We start from the raw sequence: 11,331 nt of genomic DNA, 5'->3' as shown, positions 1-11,331 counted from the left end.
ATATCATGATCCATACCTTTCATAGAAGACATATCGTGATTCATGCCTTTCATAGAAGACATATCATGATCCATACCTTTCATAGAAGACATATCGTGATTCATATCTTTCATAGATGACATGTCATGGCTCATCCCCATATCTTCCATAGTTAATAAAGCACGAGGGCGAGATTTAGGCATCTCAATTTGTTTGACTGCTGGGCTGCTTTCTTCATGTAATGTTCCCACTGAAAAACCGGTACGATCAATAGATTCAGCTTCAATTTGGTAATGTGCTTGTTTTGGTTCCACAATGACATCATAGGTTTCAGCAGTACCAATACGGAACTCATCTACAGGAACGGGCTTTACAGGTTGACCATCAGCACTGACTACAGTCATTTTTAGGTTTGGAATGCGTACATCAAAGAATGACATAGCGGAAGCATTAATAAAACGAAGGCGAACTTTTTCACCAGCTTTGAAGTTACCGGTCCAGTTTTGCTGAGGTGTTTTGCCATTCATTAAAAATGTATAACCAGTCACATCGGACATATCTGTTTTCAACATCCGCATCTGATTCCACATAGAGCGGTCTTGCCAAGTTGCCTTTAATCCATCACGTTTAACTTGTTTTAATACATCGAATACTGTTTCGCGACGGTTCTGATAGTAATCTGCTTCTTTTTTAAGATTTTTCATAATTTGATCACTTGTTGAATTATGAAAATCAGAAAGCAAAACAACGTAATCTTTATCGGTTTTTTCAGCAGCTGTTAGTGGAGTTTTATCTTTAGGATAAATAACAAAAGCACCATATAAACCGTCTTGTTCTTGTCCTTTACTATGTGAATGATACCAATAAGTACCATTTTGGCGGACTTTAAACTTATATTCATAAGTTTTATTAGGGGCAATGCCATTAAATTTGTTAAATCCAGGTACACCATCCATAATTCCAGGTAATAATAAGCCATGCCAATGGATTGAAGAGTCCTGATTTTTTAACTTATTGTGAACACGGATAACGGCCTCATCACCTTCTTCAAATTCAAGAAGTGGTGCAACGAATTTACCATTAACGGTAATTCTCTTTAGCGGTTTTCCTGTGATATTTACAGTTTGTTCAGCGATTGTTAAATCATATTCTTTAACTGCCGCCATTACCCAAGTTGATGAAAATAAACCAACTCCAATTAAGAGTACATGACTTAACTTTTTTGACATTCTATCTCACCTTTAGAAAGGTCAAGATTGAAGTAATAAAGCAAATATTTAGTATAAACTTTAATACTTCTTTCTCGCTATTTATAAAATTATTTATTGCTACCAGGCATATTCATCTTTGAATGATCCATTTTAGAATGGTCCATATTCATCATAGAATGATCCATTTTTGACATGTCAGATGAGTTAGGAGACTGATGTTGACTATGATCTTGCTGAGTCTTGTCATCTTTTTCCATTTTACAAGGTTTTGTACAAGGTTTCTGTGCTTTTACCGTTTTAGTGGCACTTGAGGTTGATACATCTTTTGCCCAAGATTGAGTACCAGCAATTAAAGTTCCAGCACACATTAAAATTGTTAGACTACGACGCACTACAGTTTTCATAAGTTTCTCTAAAAGTTAATTTCTTGCTACTACAATAAAGTGAAGCACTGAACATCTAAGTGACTTGAAAATGACATTTTTGTAATCTATCTCGATCAGATGTTTTATAACGTTATTATAGTTTTAATGAATGACTTAGGATTCGGAAATGAGAATACTATTAGTTGAAGATGAACAAAAAACTGGTGATTATCTCAAGCAAGGTTTATCCGAAGCTGGCTATATTACGGACTGGGTTACAGATGGGTTAACGGGTAAACATCAAGCTCTTTCTGAAGAGTATGACTTAATTATTTTAGACGTGATGTTACCTGGACTAAATGGTTGGAATATTATCAATGATATTCGTAGCAGCGGTAAAACAATGCCCATTCTTTTTCTTACCGCCCGAGATCAAATCGAAGATCGAGTAAAAGGATTAGAGCTAGGCGCTGATGATTATTTAGTTAAGCCTTTTGCTTTTGCAGAGCTTCTAGCTCGAATAAAAACGCTCCTTAGACGAGGGCAACAAAGAGAAGATAGTAATATTATTAAGATTGCTGATTTAGAACTTGATTTGAGAAAACGTCGGGTAACGCGAGCGGGTCAACGCATTGATCTGACGGCAAAAGAATTCGCGCTTATGGAACTTTTTATGCGTAGACGAGGTGAAATTTTACCAAGAGCGCTGATTGCTTCTCAAATTTGGGATATGAATTTTGATAGTGATACGAATGTCGTTGAAGTCGCTATTAAACGATTAAGAAGTAAAGTTGACAGTAACTTTACTCCCAAATTAATTCAGAATATTCGAGGAATGGGGTATGTATTAGAGGTAGAAGATGAATAATAAATTATTCAAATCTATCAGTTTTCGTATTGGTATTATTTTCTCATTATCGACTATATGCATTCTCATTATGATGGGGTTTTTCATCCATAAATTAGTGATGCATCATTTTGAAACGCAAGATCGTACCCAATTAGAAGGTAAAATCCAGCTTATTCAGAATCTTCTCCAACAGCATCCTAAAAATTCTCCAGAACTTGATCTATATTTGAAAGATGCTTTAGTTGGACACCATGATCTTATGGTCCAAATAGAACGACCGGCAGGTCAGATTTTATTTAGTTCAGCATCTTCAATCATTAATACTCAACAGTTAATCAAGTCAGCAAATAACCCTTGGATTAAATGGAAAATTAAGAATAAGACCTATCGTGGCATGATCTACAACACGGATATAAACAAAAATACTGAAATACAATCTGTACGCATTATTGTGGGGATCGATACATCTGAACATCTACATTTTTTAAATGATTTTAAGCGTCAACTTTTTTACATTGGTTTAGCCGGTACGATTTGTTTAATGTTTTTAGGCTGGTTTGCAACCTGGAGAGGTTTAAGACCCGTGCAAAAAATGGCTAAGGTCGCAGAAGGCATTTCTGCCCAACATCTTTCAGAACGTTTAGAAGTTGAGCACACACCAACAGAACTAAAATCATTAGCAATTGCCTTCAATGATATGCTCGACAGACTAGAATCAGCTTTAGAAAGGCTTTCCGATTTTTCATCTGATTTAGCGCATGAAATTAGAACACCGATTAATAACTTAATGACTCAAACTCAAGTATGTCTTGCCCGTAAACGAGATACCAGTACCTATCAAGAAGTACTATTTTCTAATTTAGAAGAATTAGAACGTTTGGCTCGAATGGTATCCGATATGCTTTTCTTGGCAAAAGCAGAACATGGCCTAAAATTACAGAACTTACAGAATATTGACCTGGTTAAAGAAGTTACAGCCTTATTTGATTTCTATGATGCGCTAGCTGCCGAAAAAAATATGACGCTTCAACAAACAGGATCTGGAAATGTCAAAGGTGATCCTGCTATGTTACGTCGAGCACTCAGCAATCTATTATCTAATGCAGTTAAATATGGAAATAAGAATTCTACAATACGCATAAAACTTCAACAGAATTTAGATAACACAATATTTTCAATTGAAAATGAAGGCCCTGAAATCTCTCCTGAACAACTATCCAGGTTATTTGATCGATTTTATCGAACAGATGCATCTAGACAAAGAACAGAAGAAGGAACCGGCTTAGGGCTCGCGATAACAAAATCTATTCTTGATATGCTTGGGGCGACCATCCAGGCTGAATCCCTCAATGGTCGAATCATTTTTACCATTGTTTTTCAAAGTGAATCCATGCAAGGGGAATCATTTTAACTCATTTTTTGAACATCTTCCATTTACCCGAGTTGACCTTACATAAAGCTCAAACTGAGAGCCAGAGCTACGCCAGCACCTATCATGGCAATTGTGTAGCCAAATATGATAGCTCGGCCAAACTGTGCCCCCCCTGTCATCCATGCAATTGTCGCTTTGCTTAACATGTTGCTCAGTGTGGCCAGCCCTAGCGCGACAGCAGCCACATTTGTTGTTAAGCCTTCAGTACTATGCAGGCGGGCAAGTGAGACTAAAATAGCATCTACGTCTGCTAGCCCAGAAATAGTCGATAATACGAAGATACCGCTGGTGCCCAACCATTGTTTTGCTGCCGGGACCAAGACTGCCATGACAGCCAGGAAAGCAGCGAAGCTGAATGCTGTCCCAAGATCAAAAGGAGCCATTGCTTCTATTGTTCGATCGTTGTTTTCAGCGCTGGTAATTTGGCGTTGTCTCCACAATGCCATACCCAGCAGAAGGATTCCCGCAATCATCATTGCACCACCAAAAGTGCTTAGCAATGCTGGCTCAATGACGCCTATCAGCACAACCATACGAAAAAACATAATGCCACAGGCAGCCAATGTTCCAGAAATAGCAGCACTGACCATGACGGGGTGCTGGCGTGTATAGCGTGCCAGTGCGACAGTTGCAGCTGTAGAAGATGCCAAACCACCCAATAGACCTGTCCAGAGTATGCCTCTTTCTGAACCGGTGAGCCGCATGGCAAAATGACCTGCCAGAGAGAGTCCGGCAATCAGGATCACTGCCCACCATAACTGGTAAGGATTTAATGCAGCAAAAGGTCCCATACCCGTATTGGGTAAGTAAGGTAATATAACGACAGAAAGTACCAGTAACTGTAGAGATGCGGTTAATTCACGATGTTCGATCAAGCGTAACCAACCATGTAAGGTTGGCTTGAGATCCAAAAATACAGCCACGATGACAGCCGCTGTTAATGCTAAAGTAACATTACCATGGGATGCATATGCACCTAGAACTAATGTCAACAGCATCGCGATCGTCGTGGTAGCGCTTAAATTACCGGAAATTTTTGCGGTACGCGCGTAGGATACCGTAAGTAAAAGGGAAAGCCCTAATACGGCTGCGACTAGTGGCCAAGGCCCAAAGTTTGGCTGTAGATGACCCAGCACTCCTCCGAGTAATCCTGTCAATGTGAAGGTACGTAGGCCTGCTACTCGGCTGCCTTCTGGCAGTTCACGATCATTCCATCCTCGTTCTAAACCAATGAGCAGGCCGATGGCAAGTGCTGCAATCAGGCCTGATACATCTGGTGGAAGAAAAAGACTCTCTATCATAGCTTTTTATGTCGCAGGCGAAGGGCATTGGCGATCACTGAAGCGGAGCTAAAACTCATGGCCAAGGCCGCAATCATGGGTGACAACAACCAACCGGTAAATGGGTAGAGTACGCCAGCCGCGATAGGGATACCCAAGGCATTGTAAAGGAAAGCAAACATGAGGTTCTGTTTCATGTTGCCAACAGTAGCTTCCGAAAGTGAACGGGCAACCGCGATACCGCGTAAATCTCCCTTGACCAAGGTAACTTGAGCACTATTCATTGCGACATCAGTTCCGGTCCCCATAGCGATACCGACATCAGCCTTGGCTAGTGCTGGTGCATCATTGATTCCATCGCCGGCCATTGCCACGATGCGACCTTGCTTCTGCAATTTGCTGACAAGTTCGAGTTTATCTGCGGGTTTAACTTCACCATGTACCTCATCAATACCCAGACGTGATGCGACTGAACGGGCAGTGGTGAGACCATCTCCTGTTGCCATCACGATACGTAGTCCAGCTTCCTTCAGGGTGGCAAGTGCTTCAGGGGTACTTTTTTTGATGGGATCGGATACTGCAAGCAGGCCGGCCAATTCACCATTGATGGCTAGATGCATCACACTTGCACCTTCTGAACGCAGCTCTTCGGCTTGCGGAATCAGAGATTGTACCGAGATACCTAATTGCTCCATCAGTGCTGTGTTGCCCAAAGCTAACTGACGATCGCCCACTTGACCTCGAACACCAATCCCTGAGCCTGATTCAAAATTATCTGGTGTTTCAAGAGACAGGCCACGTTCGTGTGCTGCATTTACAATCGCTTCGGCTAGCGGGTGTTCACTGCCTTGATCAAGACTGGCGGCTAAACGTAATACTTCAGATTCATCGAAACCTGATGCGGCAACCACACGATCGAATATAGGGCGTCCTTCGGTCAACGTACCTGTTTTATCAATGATTAGTGTGTCAATCTTGCGCAGATTCTCAATGGCTGCTGCATCGCGGAACAACACACCATGAGTAGCACCTTGACCCGTTGCAACCATGATAGACATTGGAGTTGCCAAGCCTAGTGCACAAGGACAGGCAATAATGAGTACTGCCACAGCATTGATTAATGCATAAACCCAGCTCGACTCTTCTGGGCCGAACAGTCCCCATCCAAAGAAGGTAAGCAAGGCAATGGCTACTACAGCCATGACAAACCAACCTGCAACCTGATCAGCCATGCGTTGCATTGGGGCTCTTGAGCGTTGAGCTTGCGCCACCATCTGTACGATCTGAGACAACATGGTACTTGAACCAATTTTCTCTGAACGCATGATCAATGAACCATTGGTATTCAGGGTAGCACCAATGACTTTATCACCGATGCGTTTAGTGATCGGTAAAGGTTCACCTGTCAGCATAGATTCATCCAATGAACTGCTTCCATCGGTGACTACACCATCCACAGGAACTTTTTCACCTGGGCGGATGCGGAGTAAATCTCCTACATGGACATGAGTCAGAGGAACATCTTCCTCAGTTCCATCGGGCAGGATTCGGCGAGCTGTTTTAGGAGCAAGTCCGAGGAGTGACTTAATTGCAGCAGAAGTTTGCGAACGTGCTTTTAATTCCAGTATTTGCCCCAGTAGGGTCAAAGAAATGATGACCGCTGAAGCTTCAAAGTAAACAGCGACACGACCCATGGAGATAAATGAGTCTGGAAAGATTTGTGGTGCAATGGTCGCAACCACACTGTAAATAAAAGCAGCCCCTGTACCTAGACCGATCAGGGTCCACATGTTTGGGCTGCGATTCACAACCGATTGCCAACCACGGGAAAAAAATGGCCAACCTGCCCACAGTACAATCGGGAGTGACAACACTAATTCAATCCAGCTCTGAACTGCCATGTCGAACAGGTTCAGTTGATGGCCAAACATCGCCAAAAAAGTCACGACTATGGTGAGTGGCAGTGTCCACCAGAAGCGTCGACGGAAATCACGTAACTCAGGATTCTCATCTTCCTCTAACTCGGGAATGAGTGGTTCCAGTGTCATTCCGCATTTAGGACAGTTTCCAGGATGATCCTGTCTAATTTCTGGATGCATTGGGCAAGTATAGATGGTCGTGCCTGTTGTGCTTGCATCATTAACGGATTGAGTAGTCTGATGATGCTGTGTATGTGCATCGGCAGTCGTCGTTGCGGGTTTAGCGATATATTGCACCGGGCTGCTATGAAACTTTGATTGACATTTATCACTGCAAAAAAAGTAAGTTTTCCCCTTAAATTCCTCATGGTATTTCGATTCTTCAGTGACGGTCATACCACAGACTGGGTCTTTCAGTACGTCTGTTGTAGCCTGTGCCATATGGTCCTGGTTATGATTTTTTTGATCTGACATAAATAATTCTCTTATGGAAAAGTGGTTTTATGGCCGAATTTTGGAATAAATCTCGGAGTCTGTTGAGCATAGCTGTCATAGACAGCGCCAAACTGTTTACTCATTTCAGCCTCTTCCTTAATTGCCAAGCGGCTGTACATTAAGAGTAAGATTGGAAACATAATCAGTGTCAGTAAAGTTGGCCATTGCAATAAAAACCCCAGCAAGATCAAGATAAAAGCCACGTATTGGGGGTGACGTATGCGCGCATAAGGGCCTGTGATCGCTAAAGAATGCTGACGTTGCTCGTTGTACAGCACGTGCCATGACGTTGATAACAGGTAAAATCCATAGCCCAAGAAAACGTAACTGGCGATATGCAAAATGCCAAAATGTGGATCACCTTTTTCACCTAATAGCGTTGACCACAAGTGACCTGCATTATGAGAAAGTAAGTCAAGTTGAGGGAAGCGAGTTTGAAGCCAACCAGATAACAGGTAAATGGTTAAAGGAAAACCATACATTTCGACAAATAGAGCAATGATAAAAGCCGAAAAGGCCCCAAATGTACGCCAATCGCGCGCAGTGGAAGGTCTAAAAAAACTGAAAGCGAACATGATAAAAACTGCTGAGTTAATGATAACCAGCGTCCATAAACCATAAGCCGATTCCGCATGATTCATGATGGATCTCCTGATAAGAGCTATTTTTTGTTATCAGATATATCGGATTTTTTTTGCTGCGAGTGGTTATGCCCATGACCACCATGCATAAAAATATGCATCAGTGGACACGCTAAAAGGAATAAATAAGGCAAAGCACCGATAACGTGGGCTAAATGTTCCGTTAATAGAAAATAAGCTGCGATACCACCCAGCACGATTAGACCAATGGCATAACGTGTAGACCAGAAGTTAGGTACTGAATTATTTTCTTGGTGTTGGTGATTCATGGTGCTTTCCCCTAATTCATGGGTAACTATTTAGTTGCTGACGGAGGCATACAGTCCATCATCATCTGCATCATGGATTGCATCATGTCCATACGTTTTTCCATCATTTGCTGACGGTCAGCCATATTGGCATTCATGCTTTGGCTACCCATCTGTTTCATCATGCTTATACCTCCTTGCATGAGTTTCATGTGCTCAGCCATAAGTTTCTGACGTTCTTGCGGGTTTTTTGCAGCCATCATCTTTTCATGCATGGCTTGCATCGCTTTCATGTGCTGGTCCATTGCAGCCATTTTGTCTGGAGTCATCGTGCCAGTAGCTGTCTTTTTAACAGTGACTGTGGATGGAGGAGTATTTTCTGGGTGATGAGTTTTATGCTCTTCAGGATTTTGGGCTAATGCACCTAGAGCGGCAGTGGTTATACAAAGTGCAAGTAAAGTTTGGCGGATATAAGTCATGATATTTTCCTTCCATCAGTTGATCAGCCGATACAACCTTTAAATGAATGAAGCAAACAAATAGAGAGAGGTATTTTTCATTTATTTGCTCCACTCATTCTTTTGATGAAGTTGATCGCTGGTTATGCCACCGGTGTTTTACTTAGGTGGTAGCTGGTTATAGTCAATTTTTTTATTTCTATTGAATAATTTTATCACTTGAGTCTATTGATTTTTAAAAATGACAAAAATGTAATTTTGAAGTCATCGCCCTGTTTCTGTCTCTCACTAATAATTGAAATATAAGAGGAGATGATGTGGTCTCATTAAATATAGATTTTATAAAGTCATCTCTAATGAACTAACGAATCAAGAGGAAACGTAAATGAAATTATTTCAAAATAAAATGACTGCTCTACGTAATGTTGTAGTAGCTGCAACGATGATTGTGGCTACTACAACTACGTTCGCTCATGTGAATTTAGTGAGTGCGATTCCTGCGGAAAATGCATCTATCCTTAGTCAACCAAAGAACTTGACCCTTAACTTTGGTGCAGAGGTTATGTTGATGAATATTAAGTTACTGGATGCTCAGCGAAGAGATGTTCCTTTAAAATATAAAGTTACTCATGACTTAAAGAAATCCTTTGATGTCGCTCTTCCGAAACTGAAAAAAGGTAAATATACCGTTGTCTGGACAACAATGGGGAAAGATGGTCACAACATGAATGGTGAATATAGTTTCACTATCAAATCAACTAAATAAGAATTGATTACCTTTCAACATGTCAGTGAGGTGCTGGCATGTTGTTCTAGAATGGACAAAAATAATGATTTCTGAATATTGGATGTGGGCCACTTGGTTAACTAAGGTTATTTTATATTTAAGTGTAGCTTTTGTCGTTGGTGGAGCCTTTTGCTATTTTTTACTTAGACAATATCTTGAACTAAAAGAATCGATTCTTAAATATATTACAATTGGCGCTGGATTAGGCCTAATTTCCAGTACCTTGGGATTTTTTATTCTGATTGGTAGTTTTGCCAATACTGGTATTACAGGTATGGTGGACCCCACGTATATTAATATATTGGTTAATACTCCGACGGGGTATATATACGTTCTTCGTTCTATTAGTTTTGCTCTTTTACTTCTTCTCATGGTGGTTAAACTTAACAGGAACAAAGGTCGGTTTTCTATAATTGAAAGTTCAATATTTTGTATTTTACTTCTCCCGATTATTTTTAGTTTTTCCCAGCTCGGACATGTCGCTAATTTAACCTTACTTGCTCAAATTTTATTATCAATCCATATTCTAGTTATGTCGTTATGGATGGGGTCTTTATATCCGTTATGGAAAACCAGCCGGGAAATAAGTGGTTTACCTTTAAAAGATCGCATGCATGTATTTGGACGTATTGCTGCTTTCATTGTTGGGATATTAATCGCCTGTGGCGCTAGTGTAGCTCTTCTTTTAATTAAAGATTTTAATACCTTAATCAATACTGCATATGGCTATGGTTTCATGGTTAAAATGTTTTTTGTTATAGGTATTCTACTTTTAGCTGCCTTCAACAAATGGTATTTCACCCCGCGTCTTCAACATCCTAAATTCGCTAAACACCTTAGTCATGCCATTTTATTTGAGATGTTATTAGGTCTATCAATTCTATTAACAACAGGCTATATAACCACTGTCGTGGGTATTGAATAAGAGAATTTCAAAATAAGGGAATTGAGGAAATTTAACATTACTGCATTTATCTTTTGTAGCTGAGCAATAAAGTTTCTACTGGACTGCCAACTTACGACAATCAGAACAGTAAAATCGCATCATGAGGCATTATACATAAAGGTAGTCACCGGTTTTTAGCTTATCTTCAACCCATAACGGTCTCATCTATTCAGTTCACTACCATTGATTGAAATAACTAATCTTATAAATTTCAGAGTGATCGTAGATGACAAAAATGTCATTTTAAAGTCACATTAATGTTGGTTAAGTACTTTTACTGTAGTCATTAGAACACTCTTCTTTGGAATACTCTGAAGAAAACTGTAAGGTTGTAAACAGACCAAGTTACAGCGAGTAACTGATTCAGAAAAAGGCTGGTTGTATGGTGAAAGTTTAGAGTTACTGTTCTAATGTTTTAAACAAATGTTTTGTTAAAAAGGAGCAACATATGAAATTTCACATCGCTAATATGACTTGTGGTGGTTGTGCACGCGGCATTACTACCGCAATTAAAGAGCTCGACTCGAATGCCTCACTCGATATTGATTTACAAAACCGTATTGTTGAAATCAACACAACGGTGAATCAGGATCAAGTCATTGCCACTCTCAGTGAGCGTGGATTTACAGCTGATCCTGCTTAATCTCTGTTAGAGTAACAGTGGGAATTCCTTACCACTTTTACTCTCTCTTATTTTCCTCATCGTACAGATAAAACCTG

12 protein-coding genes are annotated in these 11,331 nt (G+C 40.4%); 5 read left to right on the top strand and 7 right to left on the bottom strand.

Features of this window, described 5'->3' with window-relative positions; all coding sequences use genetic code 11:
- On the bottom strand, nt 1–1,208 hold a 1,208-nt coding region (locus F897_RS17985; RefSeq protein WP_005237509.1), incomplete at its 3' end, for a multicopper oxidase domain-containing protein.
- Nucleotides 1,209–1,297: 89 nt separating this feature from the next.
- Nucleotides 1,298–1,594 (bottom strand): hypothetical protein, encoded by a 297-nt coding sequence (locus F897_RS15755; RefSeq protein ID WP_004760992.1) that lies wholly within the window; start codon nt 1,592–1,594, stop codon nt 1,298–1,300.
- Between the two features lie 148 nt (nt 1,595–1,742).
- Between F897_RS15755 and F897_RS15750 the strand changes: the two genes are divergently transcribed.
- Together F897_RS15750 and F897_RS15745 are read left to right on the top strand one after the other, a co-directional pair.
- Entirely contained in the window at nt 1,743–2,423 is a 681-nt protein-coding gene (locus tag F897_RS15750) for a heavy metal response regulator transcription factor (RefSeq protein ID WP_004281866.1), read from the top strand.
- Nucleotides 2,416–3,816, top strand: a complete 1,401-nt coding sequence (locus tag F897_RS15745) for a heavy metal sensor histidine kinase (RefSeq protein ID WP_005105857.1) — start codon at nt 2,416–2,418, stop codon at nt 3,814–3,816. Before F897_RS15750 ends, F897_RS15745 begins: the two co-directional genes overlap by 8 nt.
- 38 nt (nt 3,817–3,854) lie before the next feature.
- On the opposite strand, the gene F897_RS15740 is transcribed toward F897_RS15745, so the two are convergent.
- The 5 genes from F897_RS15740 to F897_RS15720 are packed head-to-tail and all read right to left on the bottom strand — an operon-like array spanning nt 3,855 to nt 8,899.
- Complete coding sequence (locus tag F897_RS15740; RefSeq protein WP_005093349.1) at nt 3,855–5,138, bottom strand: MgtC/SapB family protein; 1,284 nt, start codon at nt 5,136–5,138, stop codon at nt 3,855–3,857.
- The gene (locus F897_RS15735; protein WP_005237507.1) at nt 5,135–7,510 is read right to left on the bottom strand and encodes a heavy metal translocating P-type ATPase; all 2,376 of its coding nucleotides are present in this window, start codon (nt 7,508–7,510) and stop codon (nt 5,135–5,137) included. Before F897_RS15735 ends, F897_RS15740 begins: the two co-directional genes overlap by 4 nt.
- A gap of 11 nt (nt 7,511–7,521) precedes the next feature.
- The gene (locus tag F897_RS15730; RefSeq protein WP_005237505.1) at nt 7,522–8,172 is read right to left on the bottom strand and encodes a methyltransferase family protein; all 651 of its coding nucleotides are present in this window, start codon (nt 8,170–8,172) and stop codon (nt 7,522–7,524) included.
- Nucleotides 8,173–8,192: 20 nt separating this feature from the next.
- Entirely contained in the window at nt 8,193–8,441 is a 249-nt protein-coding gene (locus tag F897_RS15725; protein WP_004695740.1) for a DUF2933 domain-containing protein, read from the bottom strand.
- A 26-nt stretch (nt 8,442–8,467) separates the two neighbouring features.
- On the bottom strand, nt 8,468–8,899 hold the full coding sequence (locus F897_RS15720; protein ID WP_005105848.1) for a hypothetical protein: 432 nt from the start codon (nt 8,897–8,899) through the stop codon (nt 8,468–8,470).
- Nucleotides 8,900–9,263: 364 nt separating this feature from the next.
- Here F897_RS15720 and F897_RS15715 point away from each other — a divergent pair, with 364 nt between their 5' ends.
- The 3 genes from F897_RS15715 (at nt 9,264) to F897_RS15705 (ending at nt 11,254) form a co-directional block, all read left to right on the top strand.
- Nucleotides 9,264–9,644, top strand: a complete 381-nt coding sequence (locus F897_RS15715) for a copper resistance CopC family protein (RefSeq protein ID WP_005237502.1) — start codon at nt 9,264–9,266, stop codon at nt 9,642–9,644.
- 64 nt (nt 9,645–9,708) lie between these two features.
- Entirely contained in the window at nt 9,709–10,590 is an 882-nt protein-coding gene (locus F897_RS15710) for a copper resistance D family protein (protein ID WP_005237501.1), read from the top strand.
- A 469-nt stretch (nt 10,591–11,059) separates the two neighbouring features.
- On the top strand, nt 11,060–11,254 hold the full coding sequence (locus tag F897_RS15705) for a heavy-metal-associated domain-containing protein (protein ID WP_005237499.1): 195 nt from the start codon (nt 11,060–11,062) through the stop codon (nt 11,252–11,254).
- The last annotated feature ends 77 nt before the right edge of the window (nt 11,255–11,331 follow it).

This window comes from Acinetobacter variabilis (genome assembly GCF_000369625.1).
Lineage (GTDB): Bacteria > Pseudomonadota > Gammaproteobacteria > Pseudomonadales > Moraxellaceae > Acinetobacter > Acinetobacter variabilis.
This window is presented reverse-complemented; position numbering and strand designations above follow the sequence as displayed.

Excerpts from the sequence above, each read along its gene's own strand:
- F897_RS15730 (WP_005237505.1), bottom strand. The coding sequence starts at position 8,172 with ATGAATCATGCGGAATCGGCTTATGGTTTATGGACGCTGGTTATCATT.
- F897_RS15705 (WP_005237499.1), top strand. The coding sequence starts at position 11,060 with ATGAAATTTCACATCGCTAATATGACTTGTGGTGGTTGTGCACGCGGC.
- F897_RS15720 (WP_005105848.1), bottom strand. The coding sequence starts at position 8,899 with ATGACTTATATCCGCCAAACTTTACTTGCACTTTGTATAACCACTGCC.
- F897_RS15755 (WP_004760992.1), bottom strand. The coding sequence starts at position 1,594 with ATGAAAACTGTAGTGCGTCGTAGTCTAACAATTTTAATGTGTGCTGGA.
- F897_RS15710 (WP_005237501.1), top strand. The coding sequence starts at position 9,709 with ATGATTTCTGAATATTGGATGTGGGCCACTTGGTTAACTAAGGTTATT.
- F897_RS15735 (WP_005237507.1), bottom strand. The coding sequence starts at position 7,510 with ATGTCAGATCAAAAAAATCATAACCAGGACCATATGGCACAGGCTACA.
- F897_RS15740 (WP_005093349.1), bottom strand. The coding sequence starts at position 5,138 with ATGATAGAGAGTCTTTTTCTTCCACCAGATGTATCAGGCCTGATTGCA.
- F897_RS15750 (WP_004281866.1), top strand. The coding sequence starts at position 1,743 with ATGAGAATACTATTAGTTGAAGATGAACAAAAAACTGGTGATTATCTC.
- F897_RS15715 (WP_005237502.1), top strand. The coding sequence starts at position 9,264 with ATGAAATTATTTCAAAATAAAATGACTGCTCTACGTAATGTTGTAGTA.
- F897_RS15745 (WP_005105857.1), top strand. The coding sequence starts at position 2,416 with ATGAATAATAAATTATTCAAATCTATCAGTTTTCGTATTGGTATTATT.
- F897_RS15725 (WP_004695740.1), bottom strand. The coding sequence starts at position 8,441 with ATGAATCACCAACACCAAGAAAATAATTCAGTACCTAACTTCTGGTCT.